The organism is Streptomyces sp. NPDC028331 (assembly GCF_055565775.1).
In genome coordinates, this window is record NZ_JBVHTR010000013.1 from 102,738 (window position 1) to 121,184 (window position 18,447).

Consider the following 18,447-nt stretch of genomic DNA (forward strand, 5'->3'; position numbering starts at 1 on the left):
CGGAGCCGTTTGTTGATCATCCGGAAGGACGATCCGAACACCGGGGGAGGGCTACAGCCTGGTCCACGCCTCCGTGAGCGTGGCGCGCAGGATCTGCTCGATCTCGTCGAAGGTCTCCTGGTTCGAGATCAGCGGCGGGGCGAGCTGGACGACCGGATCGCCGCGGTCGTCGGCACGGCAGTACAGGCCGTTGTCGAACAGCGCCTTGGACAGGAAGCCGTACAGGACGCGCTCGGTCTCCTCCTCGTCGAAGGACTCCTTGGTCGCCTTGTCCTTGACCAGCTCGATGCCGTAGAAGAAGCCGTTGCCGCGGACGTCGCCGACGATCGGCAGGTCGTGCAGCTTCTGCAGCGTGGAGAAGAACGCGGCCTCGTTGTCCAGCACGTGCTGGTTCAGGCCCTCGCGCTCGAACAGGTCGAGGTTGGCCAGGCCCACGGCGGCGGAGACCGGGTGGCCGCCGAAGGTGTAGCCGTGCAGGAAGGTGTTGTCGCCCTTGTAGAACGGCTCGGCCAGGCGGTCGGAGACGATGCACGCGCCGATCGGGGAGTAGCCCGAGGTCATGCCCTTGGCGCAGGTGATCATGTCCGGGACGTAGCCGAACTTGTCGCAGGCGAACATGGTGCCCAGGCGGCCGAAGGCGCAGATCACCTCGTCGGAGACCAGCAGCACGTCGTACTGGTCGCAGATCTCGCGCACCCGCTGGAAGTAGCCGGGCGGGGGCGGGAAGCAGCCGCCGGCGTTCTGCACCGGCTCCAGGAAGACCGCGGCGACCGTGTCCGGGCCCTCGAAGAGGATCTGCTGCTCGATCTGGTCGGCGGCCCAGCGGCCGAAGGCCTCCGGGTCGTCGCCGAAGATCGGCGCGCGGTAGATGTTGGTGTTGGGGACCTTGTGCGCGCCCGGGACCAGCGGCTCGAACGGGGCCTTCAGACCCGGCAGGCCCGTGATGGACAGGGCGCCCTGCGGGGTGCCGTGGTAGGCGACCGCGCGGGATATCACCTTGTGCTTGGTGGGCTTGCCGACCAGCTTGAAGTACTGCTTGGCGAGCTTCCAGGCGGTCTCCACCGCCTCACCGCCGCCCGTGGTGAAGAAGACCTTGTTCAGATCGCCCGGGGCGTAGTCGGCGAGCCGCTCCGCGAGCTCGACGGCCTTGGGGTGGGCGTAGGACCACACCGGGAAGAACGCCAGCTCCTGGGCCTGCTTGAAGGCCGTCTCCGCCAGTTCGGTGCGGCCGTGGCCCGCCTGGACCACGAACAGACCGGCGAGCCCGTCGAGGTAGCGCTTGCCCTTGTCGTCGTAGATGTAGGTGCCCTCGCCCCGGACGATGGTGGGGACGGGTGCGTTCTCGTACGAGGACATGCGGGTGAAGTGCATCCACAGGTGGTCGTACGCGGTCTTGCTGAGGTCCTTGGTGCTCACGGCTATCGGGTTCCCCACATGTAGGTCTGCTTCTTCAGCTTGAGGTAGACGAAGCTCTCGGTGGAGCGCACGCCGGGAACGGCCCGGATGCGTTTGTTGATGACTTCCAGCAGGTGGTCGTCGTCCTCGCAGACGATCTCCACCATCAGGTCGAACGAGCCCGCGGTCATCACGACGTACTCGCATTCGCCCATGGCGGCCAGCGCGTCGGCCGCGGCCTCCACGTCTCCCTCGACGTTGACCCCGACCATCGCCTGCCGGCGGAAGCCCACGGTGAGCGGGTCCGTGACGGCGACGATCTGCATCACGCCCTGGTCGAGCAGCTTCTGGACGCGCTGGCGCACCGCCGCCTCCGACAGGCCGACGGCCTTGCCGATCGCGGCGTACGGCCGGCGGCCGTCCTCCTGGAGCTGTTCGATGATGGCGAGGGAGACGGCGTCCAGGTGGGAGGTGCCGTTCCTGGACTCGCGGGAGTCCCTCTGGTCTGCGCTTCGACTGGCCACGACCTCACTGTGCACGACGTATCAACAGTTCCGCAAGGCCGAATCGATGAAATTCGTTGTTTCAGTGGATCTACTCTGCGGATTTCGCAGAACTGGCGCGAGGGAGGGTGTTGAAAACGTGGGCCCACGGACTAGGGTGGGTGTCTCAGCGATTGGACACCTGAACTTGGAGGGCCCGCAGTGAGCACCGAGCTGCGTCGTCTGCGCAACTACATCGACGGCGAATTCCGTGACGCCGCCGACGGACGGACCACTCAGGTGGTCAACCCCGCGACCGGTGAGGCGTACGCGACCGCCCCGCTGTCCGGGCAGGCGGACGTCGACGCCGCGATGGCGGCCGCCGCCGCGGCCTTCCCGGGCTGGCGCGACACCACGCCCGCCGAGCGGCAGAAGGCCCTGCTGAAGATCGCTGACGCCTTCGAGGAGCGCGCCGAGGAACTGATCGCGGCCGAGGTCGAGAACACGGGCAAGCCGATCGGGCTGACCCGCTCGGAGGAGATCCCTCCGATGATCGACCAGATCCGCTTCTTCGCGGGCGCGGCCCGGATGCTCGAGGGCCGCTCGGCCGGTGAGTACATGGAGGGGATGACCTCCATCATCCGCCGCGAGCCGGTCGGCGTCTGCGCGCAGGTCGCGCCGTGGAACTACCCGATGATGATGGCCGTGTGGAAGTTCGCCCCGGCGATCGCCGCGGGCAACACGGTCGTCCTGAAGCCGTCGGACACCACCCCGGCGTCCACCGTCCTGATCGCCGACATCATCGGCTCCATCCTGCCCAAGGGTGTCTTCAACGTCATCTGCGGCGACCGCGACACGGGCCGCATGATGGTCGAGCACCCGACCCCGGCGATGGCGTCCATCACCGGCTCCGTCCGCGCGGGCATGTCGGTCGCCGAGTCCGCGTCCAAGGACCTCAAGCGCGTCCACCTGGAGCTGGGCGGCAAGGCGCCGGTCGTCGTCTTCGAGGACACCGACATCGCCAAGGCCGTCGAGGACATCTCGGTGGCGGGCTTCTTCAACGCCGGCCAGGACTGCACCGCCGCCACCCGCGTCCTGGTCCACGAGTCCATCCACGACGAGTTCGTGGCCGCGCTCGCCAAGGCCGCCGCCGAGACGAAGACCGGCCTGCCCGACGACGAGGACGTGCTCTACGGCCCGCTGAACAACCCCAACCAGCTCAAGCAGGTCTCCGGCTTCATCGAGCGCCTGCCCGCGCACGCCAAGGTGGAGGCCGGCGGTCACACGGTCGGCGACAAGGGCTACTTCTACGCCCCGACCGTCGTCTCGGGCCTCAAGCAGGACGACGAGATCATCCAGAACGAGGTCTTCGGCCCGGTCATCACCGTGCAGTCCTTCACCGACGAGGAGCAGGCCGTCGAGTACGCGAACGGCGTCGACTACGCCCTCGCCTCCTCGGTGTGGACCAAGGACCACGCCCGCGCGATGCGCATGTCCAAGGCCCTCGACTTCGGCTGCGTGTGGATCAACACGCACATCCCGCTGGTCGCGGAGATGCCGCACGGCGGCTTCAAGAAGTCCGGCTACGGCAAGGACCTGTCGGCGTACGGCTTCGACGACTACACGCGTATCAAGCACGTGATGACGTCGCTGGACGCGTAGTCCTCCGAGGGCGAGCAGCGCGCGGCCCCGGGCGGGAGTCTCCGCCCGGGGCCGCGGTGTGTCCGGGAGGCGTCCGCCAGGGCGCGGCCGGCAGCGCCGGCTCCCGGTCCCGGGTGAACGTCAGCGGTTGAACGCGGGGAAGCCGAACCGCTGTGCGACGGCCGCGCCGTCACCCTTCGCGTCGGTCGCGTCGACCGAGTAGACGAGTGTCCGGGACAGGTCGCGGGTGGCCGCGATCACCGTGGCATAGCCCGGGCGGGAGCCCGTCTTGCCCCAGATGACCCTGCCGTCGAGCTCGAACCGCTCCAGCGCCGCCCCGTAGGTCGCCCCGGGCACGTCCGGGACGGTGAACATCTCCTGCAACTGCGGCTCCGGCACGACCCGTCCGCGGAACAGCGCGACCAGCAGACGTTCCAGGTCGGCGGTCGTCGAGATCATGTCGCCGGCGGCCCACCGGTCGGACATGTTCCAGTCGGTCACGTCGACCAGCTTGCCGTCGATCCAGTCGTACCCCCGGTTGTGCGGGCCGTGGACGCGCGGGTCGGAGCCCTGCGGGAACGAGGTGTCCCGCATGCCGAGCGGCCGGAAGATCCGGACGGCCGCCTGGTGCGCGTAGGAGTCGCCGGTGACCTTCTCGATCAGCAGGCCGAGCACGGTGTAGTGGATGTTGGCGTAGTCCTGCCGGGTGCCGGGCGCGAACTCCGGGCCCTTGGCGACCGAGGCCGCCACGACCTGACGCGGCGTCAATGTCTCGAAGCGGTGCGGGTATCCCTCCTCGACCGTCTCTCCGAGGGACGCTCCCGGCTGCAGTCCGCTCGTGTAGTTGAGCAACTGACGTACGGTGACGGGCTCGAAGTCCTCGGTCAGCAGCCCCGGAAGATACTGCTGCACGGTGCCGTCCAGGCTGATCCGTCCCTCGGCGGCGAGTTGCAGCACGATCGCCGCGGTCACCACCTTGGTCACCGAACCGGCCCTGAAGCGGGCGTTCTCCAACGCGGGTGCCCCTGTCCGCACATCGCGCACCCCGGCGACGCCGCGCCACGTTCCCCGGCCGCCCACGCGGATGAGCGCGGCGGTGGCGTCGTGGTCGGGCAGCCCGGCGATCGCCGCGCACAGGGCTTGGGTGTCGGGGCCGCCCGTCGTGGGCGGCGCGGTCGCCCGTGCCGCGCACGACGGAGGTCCGGAACGGGCGGAGGCGACTCCCGCCAGGGGGAGGGCGCCCAGGCCCAGGGCGAGGGCGGTGGTGAGGGCGACGGCGGCCGGACGTAACTGCATGGGACGCTCCCTGGACGAGACGATGTCGGTGATCATCCTGCGTGCCGCCCGGTGGAGGGGGATCCTCTCGGAGGAGGGCACGGTCCCGGGCACGGGGACCGAGGGTTCCCCTAGGGGACGGGCCGGTGCCGCGGGGTGGCGTGTGGTCCGCGTCGCGCCGAAAAACTGTTATCCCGGCCCCCGCTGCTCCGTCTCCCCAGCGCCCCCTGATCCCGACGCAGAGGAGCGAACCGCGTGAGGCACGGGCACGGCGACCGTGAGCGCCCCCACCGCCGCCACCACCGGTCACGGCAGAAGGTCCGTCCCGGTATCGACGGATATCCGGCGTTCCGGCGCGAGCCATCGTGGACCGCCCGCCCCGTGGATGCCGATCGTGGCTGAGACTGTACGTCCGCAGGGCGGTACGACGACCAGGGAGAGGACGCACGTGGACACCCGGCAGTGGCGTTCCACCATCGCGGCGGCGCAGGCCGGTGACCGGCGGGCGCTGGACGAGCTGGTCGCGGGCTGGCTGCCGCTCGTCTACAACATCGTCGGCCGTGCACTGAACGGCCATGCCGATGTCGACGACGTCGTGCAGGAGACGATGCTGCGCGCCGTCGACAACATCGGCACCCTGCGCGATCCGGACAGTTTCCGCTCCTGGCTGGTCGCCATCGCCATGCGGCAGATACGGGACCGGGCGCGCCGCCGGACGGCCGAGCCGCTGGCCGGGGACGCGGGGGACCGGGCCGCCGACTTCGCCGAACTCACGGTGCTGCGGCTGCAGTTGGAGGGCCAGCGACGTGAGGTCGCGGAAGCGGTGCGCTGGCTCGACGACGAGGACCGGCAACTGCTGTCGCTGTGGTGGCTGGAGGTCGCGGGCGAACTCACCCGCCGCGAGCTGGCCGCCGCCGTCGGTATCAACCGTCAGCACGCCGCCGTGCGGGTGCAGCGGATGAGGGCGCGGCTGGAGGTGGCGCGCGGCATCGTACGGGCACTGGAGGGCTCCTGCCCCTCTCTGGCCGCCGTCACCGCCCGCTGGGACGGCCGCCCCGGCTCCGTGTGGCGCAAGCGGCTGGCCCGGCACATTCGCGACTGCCCCGTGTGCACCGGGGCCGAGAAGGCCGTCGTGCCCGCCGAACGACTGCTCGCCGGGATCGCGCTCGTCCCCGTCCCGGCCGGCTTCGCCCTCTCGCTGGCGCTCGGCGGCAAGACGTCCGCGGCGGCCGCCTCCGTCGGCTGGTCGGCCAAGGTGCTCGGCGCGCTCACCAAGCCCGCCGTGGTCGTCACGGCGGGCGCGACGATCGTCGCGGGCGGCGCGTACGTCGTGACGCGGACGCCGCAGGCGCCGCCCGCCCCTCGGATCACACCCACGGCGGCGAGCACCGCCCGCCCGCCCACGCACACCCCGCCGAGCGCCCTGCCCTCGCCGTCCACGGTGAGCCCCACACCGTCGGCGAAGGCGGTGGACCTGTACGGCACGGTCGTCGACGCCGTCGACAGGCCGCCCGCCCCGGACACCCCGCCGGGACCGCTGCCGCACCGCCCCGAGTCCGGGATCACCAGCAGCGGCGGCCCGAAGGCCGTCCTGCAGCACCGCGGCGAGAACGTCACGCTCAAGGGCCGGGGCTACGTCCTCGTGCGCTGGCAGATAGCGCCGAAGTACCGCCCGGGCAACCTGGTCATGCCGACCTGGACCGGCCTGAAGGGGAAGCTGTTCCACGTGGCGTCCGGCGGCGGCCGCCGGATGGACGACGCACTCACCGGCAGCCCGGGCGGCTACGCCACCGGCATGGGCGGACCGTCCATCGGATACGCCGTGCTGCCGGCCGGCACCCAGCAGATGTGGCAGAACGAGTACTTCTACCTGGACGGCTCCGTCACCCTCACCATGAACGAGCGAGGCTGCGACTACGGCATCACCGTCTTCCCGACGAACTGGGACGCCGTGAACAAGGACATCCGCACCGGCCCCGCGCAGGGCGCCATCCGCTACGGCCTGGTCCGCGACAACGGCAAGGACACCGCGCCGGTGCCCCAGTACGTCACCCGCGCCACCCCGGCCGACCCGGCGACCGTCCCTCAGCGCTCCGAGGTGTAGCCGTTCAGCGGTCCGCGCAGCGTACACAGCGCGTCGATGCGGTTCGTCGTGATCGAGTCCACGCCCGCCTCCAGCAGCCGCCGCATCGACCGGCGGGTGTCGGGCGTCCACACCGACAGCAGATGGCCGCCCCGGTGCACCCGGGCCGCCAGGTCCCGGTCGACCAGGCCGAAGCGGTAGTTGAGCCAGCGCGGGCGCACCGCGTCGAGCAGCGCGGGCCGTGGCGGGGCGAGGGTCGTCCAGGTCAGGGCGATCTCCGCCGCGGGATCGGCGGCACGCACCGCCAGCATGGTCCCGGCGCCCGCGCAGTAGTACACGCGCTCGGCGGCTCTGCAGTCCCGGACGATGCCGACGATCCGGCGAACGGCGGCCGACGAGGGACCCCCCGGCAGGTCGATCATCACCCGGCTGCCGTCGGTCGCCGCGAGCGCGTCCGCCAGCGTCGGCACGCCGCCCGCCGTCAGTCCCCGCACCTCCTCCGAGGAGAGGGCCGCGAGCGGGCGGTCGTGCTCCCACAGACGCTTCAGCGTCCCGTCGTGCAGCAGCACGGGCACGCCGTCCCGGGAGAGCCGTACGTCGATCTCCACCGCGTCCGCGCCGCGTTGGAGCGCGGAACGCAGCGAGTCGAGCGTGTTCTCGCGGTGACGATAGGGGTCGCCGCGATGGGCCACGGCGGTCACGGTACGCATGGGCTCATTGTGACGGTGCCGGGCCGCGTGGCGGCCCCTCGGGGTGGTGGCCGGACGGCGTGCGGGCCGTCAGGGCGCGAGCCACGCCGCGGTGTACGCGTCGATCTCGGCCGACAGCCGCGCCTTGCCCGCGTCGTCCAGGAACGACGCCTCGACCGCGTTCTTGGCGAGGCCGGCCAGGCCCCGCTCGTCCAGGCCGAGGAGCCGGGCGGCGACCGCGTACTCGTTGTTGAGGTCGGTGCCGAACATCGGCGGGTCGTCGGAGTTGACGGTGACGAGGACCCCGGCGCGCAGGAACTCCTTGATGGGGTGCTCGTCGAGCGAGCGGACCGCGCGCGTGGCGATGTTGGAGGTCGGGCAGACCTCCAGCGGGATGCGGTGCTCGGCGAGGTGGGCCAGCAGCTTCGGGTCACGGGCGGAGCTGGTGCCGTGCCCGATGCGCTCGGCGCGCAGCTCGTTCAGCGCGTCCCACACCGTCTCCGGCCCGGTCGTCTCGCCCGCGTGCGGCACGGAGTGCAGGCCCGCCGCTATGGCCCGGTCGAAGTAGGGCTTGAACTGGGGCCGCGGCACGCCGATCTCGGGGCCGCCGAGCCCGAACGAGACGAGCCCCTCGGGCCGCAGCCGGTCGTCGGTGGCGAGCCGCACCGTCTCCTCGGCCGAGGTGAGCCCGGCCTCGCCGGGGATGTCGAAGCACCAGCGCAGCACGGTCCCGAACTCGGCCTCCGCGGCCTTGCGGGCGTCCTCGATCGCGTCCATGAACGCGCGCTCGTCGATACCGCGGCGGGTGGACGAGTACGGGGTGATGGTCAGCTCGGCGTAGCGGACCTGCTGGCGGGCCATGTCGCGGGCGACCTCGTACGTCAGCAGGCGCACGTCCTCGGGGGTCCGGATCAGGTCGACGACGGACAGGTACACCTCGATGAAGTGGGCGAAGTCGGTGAACGTGAAGTAGTCGGCCAGCGCCTCGGGGTCGGTGGGCACCTTGGAGTCGGGGTGGCGGGCGGCCAGTTCCGAGACGATGCGGGGGGAGGCGGAGCCGACGTGGTGCACGTGCAGTTCGGCCTTGGGCAGCCCGGCGATGAAGGCGTGCAGGTCGCGCACGGCGGGAGCGTCGCGGTGGTCGGTCAAGGTTCCTCCCCGGGAACGGCGTCCCGGCGCGGGGCGGTCGGCCCGGGCGGGACGCGGTGATCGGCTGATCGGTGACGTGCGGGATCATCGTAGGGCGCGGGCCGCGCCACCGAGACGGGCCCGTAGCATGACGGAACATCCGACAGAGGGGGACCCACGCATGTCCGACGACGCCCGGCGCCCGGGAACACCTCAGGACGCGGCCCCGGACGGGTGGGCCTCACCGGACCGCGGGACGGACGGTGCGGCGGGCGGACAGGCCCCGGAGGTCTCGGACGGCGCGGGCGGCTGGATACCGGGTGCCCCCGCCGGCCGGCCGTCCGGAGTGCCGCTCGGCAAGCCCGCCCCCGACCCATGGGCGCCCCCCGTCGAGCCCCAGGGCGGCGTGGTCTCCGGCGGCGGCACCCCCTCCGCGCCCCACCGGTCCACGGCCGTCCCGCCGCCCGCTCCCACCCCACCGGGCACCCCGCCCCAGGGACCCTGGTCCGGCCCGTACGCCCAAGCGGGCCCCGCAGCCCCCGGCAACCCCTTCGCACCCGTGTCCCCCGCCCCGGGCGCGCCCGTGCCGCCGCCCCCCGTCGGGCCCGAGGGACCGGGTCAGGTGCCGTACGGCTATCCCGGGCCTCCCGCGTATCCCGCGTATCCCGGGTACGGCATGCCCTACGGCCCGCAGGGCGCCGCTTACGGCTGGCCCGGTATGCCGCTCCCGCCGAGCAACGGCATGGGGATCGCCTCGCTCGTGCTCGGCATCATCTCCGTCGTCGTGTTCTGCCTCTGGCCCGTGAGCATGATCATCGGCGTGCTCGCCGTGATCTTCGGCATCGTCGGCCGTCGCAAGGCGCGCCGAGGCGAGGCGACGAACGGAGGCATGGCCCTGGCCGGTCTCATCTGCGGTGCGGTCGGCTTCGTCCTGGGCGTCGTCCTGCTCATCGTCTTCCTCGCCGCCCCGGACAGCGGCGACGACCCGTGGACGGGCACCGACGACGGCTACTCGACCTCGCTGGTGACGGGCGCCACCGGCTGAGCTACCGGGCCCCCCTGACCCGCGGCCAGCCGCTGCCGCGCCTCCATCAGCGCGAACCCCAGCAGGTTCGGCCCCCGCCACCGCTCCGGATCCGCCGCCCGTTCGTCGTCCGCGGCGAGCCCGATGCCCCACACCCGGTCCAGTGGGCTCGCCTCGACGAGCACCCACTCCCCGGTGCGCAGCAGGAAGTCCCGCAGATCCCGGTGCGCGGCGAACTTGTGCACGCTGCCCTCGACCACGATGCCGAACCGCTCGCGCTCCCATATCGCCTCGTCGAAGCCGCGTACCAGGCGCCCCGCCTTCTTCGCGAGGGCGGGCTCCGGCGACTGAAGCACCTTCCGCTCCGCCGCCGCGTCGTCGAAGAGCCGCGCCTTCGACGCCATCATCCAGTGCTCGGCCGTCGCGTACTCCACGCCGTCGACCGTGAACGGCGACGGCCACCACTGGCTCAGGCAGCTCGCCCCGATCCGGCCGTCCCGGCGCGGACGGTGCCCCCAGAAGTGGAGGTACTTGATCCTCGCCCCCGCGCGGACCTCCCCGATCAGGACGTCCCAAGAATCGATCTTCTCCATGCCGCCGAGTCTGGCACGCACCACTGACATTCCGTCCTTGCTTTCTGAGCCTCACTCGACAGGTGGTCTACAGATTCCGTCGCGTAACCAAAAGGCAACAACGGAATCACTTGTTGGCCTCCCCTTGCTCTGTCAGGATCGGCACTCACATCGAGCCGAAGCCACGTCGGCCTCCGCAGCGCACGCGGGGCCGGCGGCGGAGGAGAGCGACATGCAGAACCCCGGCAGCGCCGGCGACACCCACACCCGCCCGACGGCGCGGGACGACGTACAGGAACGTTTCGCGGACGGTGCGCAGTACATCGCGGGCCGACCGGCGAGGGGCACCTCGGGCCGTACGCACGCGGTGATCGACCCCTCGACCGGCACCGAGGTGTACACCTACGAACTGGCAGGCACGGGCGACGTCGACCGCGCCGTCGCCGCCGCCCGCGCCGCGTTCCCCGAGTGGTCGGCGGCGACTCCGGGCGAACGCTCCGACGCGCTGCACCGCTTCGCCACCGTCCTCGCCGACCGCGCCGAGGACTTCGCCCGCGTGGAGTCGCTCCAGTGCGGCAAGCCGCTGAAGCTGACGCGGGAGTTCGACGTCCCCGGCACGATCGACAACACCGCCTTCTTCGCCGGTGCCGCCCGCCACCTCCAGGGGCAGTCCGCGGGCGAGTACTCCGGCGACCACACCTCCTACGTCCGCCGCGAACCCATCGGCGTCATCGGCTCCATCGCGCCCTGGAACTACCCCCTCCAGATGGCCGCCTGGAAGATCCTCCCGGCGATCGCCGCGGGCAACACGATCGTCCTGAAGCCGGCCGAGCCGACCCCGCTGACCTCCCTGCTCTTCGCCCGCGCCGCCACGTACGCGGGCATCCCGGACGGTGTCATCAACATCGTGACCGGCAGTGGCAAGGAGGCCGGCGAACATCTCGTCGGTCACCCCGACGTGGCCATGACCTCCTTCACCGGTTCGACCACGGTCGGCAGGCGCGTCGCCGAGATCGCCACCGCGACCGTCAAGCGCCTCCACCTGGAACTCGGCGGCAAGGCCCCCTTCGTCGTCTTCGACGACGCGGACCTGGAGGCCGCCGTGCACGGCGCGGTCGCGGGCGCCCTCATCAACACCGGCCAGGACTGCACGGCCGCCACGCGCGCGTATGTGCAACGGCCCCTCTACGACGAGTTCGTCGCGCGGACCGCCGCCCTCATGGAGACCGTCCGGCTCGGCGACCCGTTCGCCCCCGGCACCGACCTCGGTCCGCTGATCTCGCACGTCCAGCGGGACCGTGTGGCCGGCTTCGTCGACCGGGCGCGTGCCTACGCGCGCGTGGTGACCGGCGGTGAGGCTCCCGGGGGCGACCTCGAGGACGGCGCCTACTATCGGCCCACCCTGATCGCCGACGCACCCCAGGACAGCGAGATCGTCCAGTCCGAGATCTTCGGGCCCGTGCTGGTCGTCCTGCCCTTCGACAGCGACGACGACGGCATCCGGCTCGCCAACGACACCCCTTACGGCCTCGCCGCCTCCGCCTGGACGCGGGACGTCTACCGGGCTAACCGCGCGACCCGCGAGATCAGGTCGGGCTGCGTCTGGGTCAACGACCACATCCCGATCATCAGCGAGATGCCCCACGGCGGCTACCGCGCCTCGGGCTTCGGCAAGGACATGTCCGCGTATTCGTTCGAGGAATACACCCAGATCAAGCACGTCATGTTCGACAACACGGCGGTGGCCCGCAAGGACTGGCACCGCACGATCTTCGGGGACCGCTAGCAGACGGGCCGCCCGACCCGCGGCCGCACACCCTCCCGAAAGGGCACCACCTCCGAAAGGGCACCACGCGCATGGAGCAGTACGAGCCCGACCGCCTGACCCCGGCCCAAGTGGCCGCCATGCGGCGCAGTTTCCGCAGCGGCAGGGCCGCCCTGACCCGCCGTTCGCTGCTGCGCGCCTCCGCGGGCGGTGTGCTCGCCGTGGGCGGCCTCGGGGCGCTGAGCGCCTGCGGCATCCCACCGGCCGGCAAGACACAGGGCGGCACGTCCACGCAGGACTTCTCGGCGAAGGAGAAGGTCGTCAACTTCTCCAACTGGCCCGAGTACATCGACGTGGACGACAGCGGCAAGCACCACCCGACGCTCGACACGTTCGCCCGGCGGACCGGGATCAAGGTCAAGTACACCGAGGACATCAACGACAACAACGAGTTCTTCGGCAAGATCAAGCCGCAGCTCGCCGCGGGCCAGGACACCGGCCGCGACCTGATCGTCCTCACCGACTGGCTGGCCGCCCGGCTGATCCGCCTGGGCTGGGTGCAGAAGCTGGACCCGTCCAACCTGCCGCACGCCTTCGCCAACCTGTCGGCCCAGTTCCGCAGCCCCGACTGGGACCCCGGCCGCGCCTACTCCTACCCCTGGCAGGGCATCGACACGGTCATCGCCTTCAACAAGAAGGCCCTCGACGGCATCGAGGTCAGGTCGGTGTCCGACCTGCTCGACAACCCCAAGCTCAAGGGCCGAGTCGGCTTCCTGTCGGAGATGCGCGACAGCGTCGGCATGACGATGCTCGACATGGGCAAGGACCCCGCGAAGTTCACCGACGACGACTTCGACGCGGTGCTGGCCCGCCTGCAGAAGGCCGTCGACAAGGGCCAGATCCGCCGCTTCACCGGCAACGACTACACGTCCGACCTCACCAAGGGCGACCTGGCCGCCTGCGTCGCCTGGGGCGGCGACGTCGTCCAGCTCAAGGCGGACAGCCCGGACGTCGACTACGTCATCCCGGACAGCGGCTACATGACGTCGACCGACAACCTGCTGATCCCCAACAAGGCGCGCCACAAGACGAACGCCGAACGGCTCATCGACTTCTACTACGAGCCCGAACAGGCCGCCGCACTGGCCGCCTACATCAACTACGTGTCTCCCGTCGACGGCGTGAAGGACCACCTCGCGAAGCTCGACAAGTCGGCGGCGAACAACCCGCTGATCATTCCCGACAAGGCCATGGCCGCCAAGTCCCACGCCTTCCGCTCGCTGACGCAGAAGGAAGAGACGGCCTACGAAGAGAAGTTCGCGAAGCTCACAGGGGCGTGACGACGATGACCACCACGACAGACACCGGCGGCGACGTCCGCCTCGCGGGCATCAGCAAGACCTACGGCGCCTTCACCGCCGTACACCCGCTCGACCTGACCGTGCCCCAGGGGTCCTTCTTCGCCCTGCTCGGCGCCTCCGGCTGCGGCAAGACCACCACCCTGCGCATGATCGCCGGCCTGGAGGAACCCACGAGCGGCACCGTCCGCCTCGGCGACGAGGACGTCACGCACCTGCCGCCGTACAAGCGCCCGGTGAACACGGTCTTCCAGTCCTACGCCCTCTTCCCGCACCTGGACATCTTCGAGAACGTCGCCTTCGGCCTGCGCCGGCGCGGCATCAAGTCGGTGAAGAAGCAGGTCGAGGACATGCTCGACCTGGTGCAGCTCGGCGAGCAGGCGCGCAAGAAGCCGCACCAGCTCTCCGGCGGGCAGCAACAGCGCGTCGCCGTGGCCCGCGCGCTGATCAACCACCCCAAGGTGCTCCTGCTGGACGAGCCGCTCGGCGCCCTCGACCTCAAGCTGCGCCGCCAGATGCAACTGGAGCTCAAGCGGATCCAGACCGAGGTCGGCATCACCTTCATCCACGTCACGCACGACCAGGAGGAGGCCATGACGATGGCCGACACGGTCGCCGTGATGAACGCGGGCCGGGTCGAGCAACTCGGCTCGCCCACCGACCTGTACGAGAACCCGCGGACGACATTCGTCGCCAACTTCCTCGGCACCTCCAACCTGATCGTGGCCGAGGTCGACGCCAAGAACGGCGGGGAGATCGTTCTGAAGGCGGGCGGCGGCAGGCTCACCCTCCCCGAGGCGCGCTGTTCCGCGCCCACGGGAAACGGCGGGAAGGTGCTCGTCGGCGTCCGCCCGGAGAAGATCTCACTGACCCACGCCGACGACGCGGGCGAGGTCCCCGAGGGCCGCAACCGCATCACCGGCAGGATCGCCGACGCGAGTTTCATCGGCGTCTCCACCCAGTACGTCGTCGACAGCCCGGTCTGCCCCGAGTTCGCGGTCTACGCCCAGAACATCGACCGCGACCCCCGTCTCGTACCCGGCGCGGAGGTCGTCCTGCACTGGAACCCGGCCCACACCTTCGGCCTCGACGCGGCTCAGGACATCGACGCCGGCGTCGAGACCGTGGAGCCGGAAGAGGAGGTGGCCGCCTGATGGCCGCCGTCACCGAGGCGCCCCCGCCCCTCGCGCCGACCGCTCCCCAGAAGCAGAAGCCCCCGCGCAGACGGGGCCGCCTCACGCCGTACTGGCTGCTGCTGCCGGGCATCCTGTGGCTGCTGGTCTTCTTCGCGCTGCCGATGATCTACCAGGCGTCCACATCCGTGCAGACCGGCTCCCTGGAACAGGGCTACAAGGTCACCTGGCACTTCGCCACCTACTGGGACGCACTGTCCGCCTACTGGCCGCAGTTCGTACGGTCGGTCCTCTACGCGGCCGCCGCGACGCTGCTGTGCCTGCTCCTCGGTTACCCGCTGGCGTACCTCATCGCCTTCCGCGCGGGCCGCTGGCGGAACCTGATCATGATCCTGGTGATCGCGCCGTTCTTCACCAGCTTCCTGATCCGAACGCTCGCCTGGAAGACGATCCTCGCGGACGGCGGCCCGGTCGTCGGCGCCCTCAACAGCCTGCACGTCCTGGACGTCACCAACTGGCTCGGCTGGACCTCCGGCGACCGCGTGCTCGCCACCCCGCTCGCGGTGGTGTGCGGACTGACGTACAACTTCCTGCCGTTCATGATCCTGCCGCTGTACACCTCGCTGGAGCGCATCGACCCGCGCCTGCACGAGGCGGCGGGCGACCTGTACGCGAAGCCCTTCACCACCTTCCGGAAGGTCACCTTCCCGCTGTCGATGCCGGGCGTGGTCTCCGGCACCCTGCTGACCTTCATCCCGGCGGCCGGCGACTACGTCAACGCGGACCTGCTCGGCTCCACCGACACCCGCATGATCGGCAACGTCATCCAGACGCAGTTCCTCACCGTCCTCGACTACCCGAAGGCCGCGGCCCTCTCGTTCATCCTGATGGCCGCGATCCTCATCATGGTCACGGTCTACATCCGCAGGTCCGGCACGGAGGATCTGGTTTAAATGACCGTCGTCAACTGGCTCAAGCGCCATCTCGTCGTCATCGCCGGACTGCTGACGCTCGCCTATCTCCTGCTGCCGAACGTCGTCGTCACGGTGTTCTCCTTCAACAAGCCGACGGGCCGCTTCAATTACGAGTGGCAGCAGTTCTCCGCGGACGCCTGGAAGGACCCGTGCGGCGTGGCCGGAATGTGCGGCTCGCTGGCGGTCAGCCTCCAGATCGCCGTGTGGGCGACGCTCGGCGCCACGATCCTCGGCACGATGATCGCCTTCGCGCTGGTCCGCTACCGCTTCCGCGCGCGCGGAGCCGTGAACTCGCTGATCTTCCTGCCGATGGCGATGCCCGAGGTCGTCATGGCGGCCTCGCTGCTCACCCTGTTCCTCAACATGGGCGCCCAGCTCGGCTTCTGGACCATCCTGATCGCGCACGTCATGTTCTGCCTGAGCTTCGTCGTCACCGCGGTCAAGGCGCGCGTGATGTCGATGGACCCGCGGCTGGAACAGGCGGCGCAGGACCTGTACGCGGGCCCGGTCCAGACGTTCCTGCGGGTCACGCTCCCCATCGCCGCACCGGGCATCGCGGCGGGCGCGCTGCTCGCCTTCGCGCTGTCCTTCGACGATTTCATCATCACCAATTTCAACGCGGGCTCGACCGTCACCTTCCCCATGTTCGTGTGGGGCTCGGCGCAGCGCGGAACGCCCGTCCAGATCAATGTCATCGGCACGACGATGTTCATCGTCGCCGTCCTCTTCGTGCTGGCGGCCATGGCCGTCGGCAACCGCAGAAGGCGCCAGAAGGCGTAAATCACCACTCCGCAGAATTCCGTAGGGAGTTGACATCATGGCCCCGAGCGCCATGACCCGTTGGACCAGTTCTCTCTCCGAAGCCCGGCCGGTCCCGTACTGGCTGGACGACCCCGCAAGGCCCCGCCCCGAGCCCGCGCTCACCGGCGCCGAGACCTGCGACCTGCTGGTCGTGGGCGGCGGCTACAGCGGACTGTGGACCGCGCTGATCGCCAAGGAGCGCGACCCCGGGCGGGACGTGGTGCTGCTGGAGGGCCGTGAGGTGGGCTGGGCCGCCTCCGGCCGCAACGGCGGCTTCTGCGCCGCCTCCCTCACCCACGGCCTGGCCAACGGCCTCGCCCGCTGGCCGGGCGAGATCCACAAGCTGCAGGAGCTCGGCGCCCGCAACCTCGACGAGATCGAGAAGGCGGTCGCCCGCCACTCGCTGGACTGCGACTTCGAACGCACCGGCGAAATCGACGTCGCGACCGAGACGTACCAGGCGTGGGAACTGAAGGACTGGTACGAGGAGATGGAACGCCGGGGCCTCGCCGACGGCGTCGAGTACCTGGACGCGGACGCGGTACGGGAACAGGTCGACTCGCCGACCTTCCTCGCGGGTCTGTACGACCGCCGGGGCGTGGCCATGGTCCATCCGGCGAAGCTCGCCTGGGGCCTCAAACGCGCCTGCCTGCGCCTCGGGGTGCGCATCCACGAGCACACGCCCGCCCTCACCCTGAAGCCGTACGGCGCCGGCATGGCCGTCCGCACGCCGTACGGCGAGGTGCGCGCGCGGCGCGTGGCACTCGGCACGAACGTCTTCCCGAACCTGGTGCGGCGCGTCCGCTCGTACACCGTCCCGGTCTACGACTACGCGCTGATGACCGAGCCGCTCACCGCCGAGCAGCTCGCCTCCGTCCGCTGGAAGAACCGCCAGGGCCTCGGGGACTCGGCGAACCGGTTCCACTACTTCCGGCTCTCGGCCGACAACCGCGTCCTGTGGGGCGGCTACGACGCGATCTACCCGTACGGCGGCCGGGTGCGCGCCGAGTACGACGACCGCCCGGAGACGTACGCCAAGCTCGCCGGGCACTTCTTCACCTGCTTCCCGCAGTTGGAGGGCGTGCGCTTCACCCACGCGTGGGGCGGTGCGATCGACACCTGCTCGCGTTTCTCGGCGTTCTTCGGCACGGCCCACCAGGGCAGGGTGGCGTACGCGGCCGGGTACACGGGCCTCGGCGTCGGCGCGACCCGCTTCGGCGCGGAGGTCATGCTCGACCTGCTGGCGGGGGAGCGCACGGAGCGGACGGAGCTGGAGATGGTCCGCAGGAAGCCGCTGCCGTTCCCGCCGGAGCCGTTCGCCTGGACGGGCATCGCCCTGACGAAGTGGTCGCTGGCGCGGGCGGACGCTCACGCGGGGCGGCGCAATCTGTGGTTGCGGACCATGGACCGACTGGGCCTGGGCTTCGACAGCTGACGGCCTGCCCGGCCACTACAACCTCTCGTACCGTCCGAGGAACACCGCGAGCCCGGTCAGCGGCACGGTGCACAGACACCAACTGGCCACGACGTCCAGGGGCCAGTGGTAGCCGTGGCGGACCAGACCGAAGGCCACGCCGAGGTTGAGGGCGAGGCAGGCGAGGACCACTCCGCGGCGGGCGTACGCCGTGCGCAGCCACGGCCACAGGACGAGGGCCGCCGAACCGTAGGCGACGGCGGCGGTGGCCGTGTGGCCGGAGGGGAAGAAGCCGGTGGCCGGGCCCATCACGGGTGGGCCCGGCCGGGCGACGAGGTCCTTGAGCGGGACGACGAACACCGGGACGACGGCCATCGGGAGGGCGGCGGCGAGGGACGGCAGCCACCACCGCCGCGCACCGGCGCGCCGGGCACGCCAGGCGACGTACACGAGGACGACGGTGAGGACGGGGACGGCGACGGAGATGTTCCCCAGGTCGGCGAGGATCCCGGAGAGCCGGTCGGGACGGACCAGGTCCCCGCTCAGCCGCCGGTCCGCCCGCGTGAGCGGACCACGGGCGAGGACCTGCCAGGTGAGCAGGAGGAAGAGCAGGACGGCGGTGACCAGGACACAGGCAGGCCACCTCCGCCGAGGGACGGGTTCTCGGGACGACGACACGCCGGACAGCTTCGCACCGGCCGGCCGGGCCGCCG

At 70.8% G+C, this 18,447-nt stretch carries 15 protein-coding genes and 1 pseudogene; 9 read left to right on the plus strand and 7 right to left on the minus strand.

Annotation, left to right across the window (positions count from 1 at the left end; genetic code table 11):
- Positions 1 to 51: 51 nt before the first annotated feature.
- Complete coding sequence (locus ACZ4SW_RS20540) at positions 52 to 1,416, minus strand: aspartate aminotransferase family protein (protein ID WP_468245326.1); 1,365 nt, start codon at positions 1,414 to 1,416, stop codon at positions 52 to 54.
- Positions 1,417 to 1,418: 2 nt separating this feature from the next.
- On the minus strand, positions 1,419 to 1,934 hold the full coding sequence (locus tag ACZ4SW_RS20545; protein WP_468245331.1) for an Lrp/AsnC family transcriptional regulator: 516 nt from the start codon (positions 1,932 to 1,934) through the stop codon (positions 1,419 to 1,421).
- Positions 1,935 to 2,099: 165 nt separating this feature from the next.
- On the opposite strand from ACZ4SW_RS20545, the gene ACZ4SW_RS20550 reads away from it, so the two are divergent.
- Positions 2,100 to 3,539, plus strand: a complete 1,440-nt coding sequence (locus tag ACZ4SW_RS20550; RefSeq protein WP_468245336.1) for a gamma-aminobutyraldehyde dehydrogenase — start codon at positions 2,100 to 2,102, stop codon at positions 3,537 to 3,539.
- A gap of 120 nt (positions 3,540 to 3,659) precedes the next feature.
- Here ACZ4SW_RS20550 and ACZ4SW_RS20555 read toward each other — a convergent pair whose 3' ends face one another.
- The gene (locus ACZ4SW_RS20555; protein ID WP_468245342.1) at positions 3,660 to 4,814 is read right to left on the minus strand and encodes a serine hydrolase domain-containing protein; all 1,155 of its coding nucleotides are present in this window, start codon (positions 4,812 to 4,814) and stop codon (positions 3,660 to 3,662) included.
- A gap of 427 nt (positions 4,815 to 5,241) precedes the next feature.
- Between ACZ4SW_RS20555 and ACZ4SW_RS20560 the strand changes: the two genes are divergently transcribed.
- A complete protein-coding gene (locus tag ACZ4SW_RS20560) occupies positions 5,242 to 6,897 on the plus strand; it encodes an RNA polymerase sigma factor (protein ID WP_468245858.1) in 1,656 nt (551 codons plus the stop codon).
- Here the strand turns inward: ACZ4SW_RS20560 and ACZ4SW_RS20565 are convergent.
- Positions 6,879 to 7,586, minus strand: coding sequence for a glycerophosphodiester phosphodiesterase (locus ACZ4SW_RS20565; RefSeq protein ID WP_468245347.1), 708 nt, complete (start codon positions 7,584 to 7,586; stop codon positions 6,879 to 6,881). The two genes, ACZ4SW_RS20560 and ACZ4SW_RS20565, sit on opposite strands and share 19 nt — an antisense overlap.
- Positions 7,587 to 7,655: 69 nt before the next feature.
- Positions 7,656 to 8,824: pseudogene (locus ACZ4SW_RS20570) on the minus strand (adenosine deaminase).
- Between the two features lie 50 nt (positions 8,825 to 8,874).
- Between ACZ4SW_RS20570 and ACZ4SW_RS20575 the strand changes: the two are divergent.
- Positions 8,875 to 9,738 carry a DUF4190 domain-containing protein gene (locus ACZ4SW_RS20575; protein ID WP_468245350.1) on the plus strand — a complete coding sequence of 288 codons (864 nt, stop codon included), beginning with the start codon at positions 8,875 to 8,877 and terminating at the stop codon, positions 9,736 to 9,738.
- Here ACZ4SW_RS20575 and ACZ4SW_RS20580 read toward each other — a convergent pair.
- Positions 9,702 to 10,340: an NADAR family protein gene (locus ACZ4SW_RS20580; protein WP_468245357.1), complete on the minus strand. Its 639-nt coding sequence runs from the start codon at positions 10,338 to 10,340 to the stop codon at positions 9,702 to 9,704. The genes ACZ4SW_RS20575 and ACZ4SW_RS20580 overlap by 37 nt on opposite strands.
- Before the next feature lie 181 nt (positions 10,341 to 10,521).
- Between ACZ4SW_RS20580 and ACZ4SW_RS20585 the strand changes: the two genes are divergently transcribed.
- From ACZ4SW_RS20585 to ACZ4SW_RS20610, 6 genes are all read left to right on the plus strand, one after another.
- Entirely contained in the window at positions 10,522 to 12,075 is a 1,554-nt protein-coding gene (locus ACZ4SW_RS20585) for a gamma-aminobutyraldehyde dehydrogenase (RefSeq protein ID WP_468245362.1), read from the plus strand.
- Positions 12,076 to 12,146: 71 nt separating this feature from the next.
- The gene (locus tag ACZ4SW_RS20590; RefSeq protein WP_468245367.1) at positions 12,147 to 13,394 is read left to right on the plus strand and encodes a polyamine ABC transporter substrate-binding protein; all 1,248 of its coding nucleotides are present in this window, start codon (positions 12,147 to 12,149) and stop codon (positions 13,392 to 13,394) included.
- Positions 13,391 to 14,566 (plus strand): ABC transporter ATP-binding protein, encoded by a 1,176-nt coding sequence (locus ACZ4SW_RS20595; RefSeq protein WP_468245371.1) that lies wholly within the window; start codon positions 13,391 to 13,393, stop codon positions 14,564 to 14,566. The genes ACZ4SW_RS20590 and ACZ4SW_RS20595 overlap by 4 nt, the downstream gene beginning before the upstream one ends.
- A complete protein-coding gene (locus tag ACZ4SW_RS20600) occupies positions 14,566 to 15,498 on the plus strand; it encodes an ABC transporter permease (RefSeq protein WP_468245376.1) in 933 nt (310 codons plus the stop codon). Before ACZ4SW_RS20595 ends, ACZ4SW_RS20600 begins: the two co-directional genes overlap by 1 nt.
- The gene (locus tag ACZ4SW_RS20605; RefSeq protein WP_468245381.1) at positions 15,499 to 16,299 is read left to right on the plus strand and encodes an ABC transporter permease; all 801 of its coding nucleotides are present in this window, start codon (positions 15,499 to 15,501) and stop codon (positions 16,297 to 16,299) included. It abuts the gene before it with no gap.
- 37 nt (positions 16,300 to 16,336) lie between these two features.
- Positions 16,337 to 17,755, plus strand: coding sequence for an NAD(P)/FAD-dependent oxidoreductase (locus ACZ4SW_RS20610; RefSeq protein WP_468245387.1), 1,419 nt, complete (start codon positions 16,337 to 16,339; stop codon positions 17,753 to 17,755).
- Between the two features lie 15 nt (positions 17,756 to 17,770).
- Here the strand turns inward: ACZ4SW_RS20610 and ACZ4SW_RS20615 are convergent, their stop codons facing one another.
- Positions 17,771 to 18,412, minus strand: a complete 642-nt coding sequence (locus tag ACZ4SW_RS20615) for a phosphatase PAP2 family protein (protein WP_468245391.1) — start codon at positions 18,410 to 18,412, stop codon at positions 17,771 to 17,773.
- Between the last annotated feature and the right edge of the window lie 35 nt (positions 18,413 to 18,447).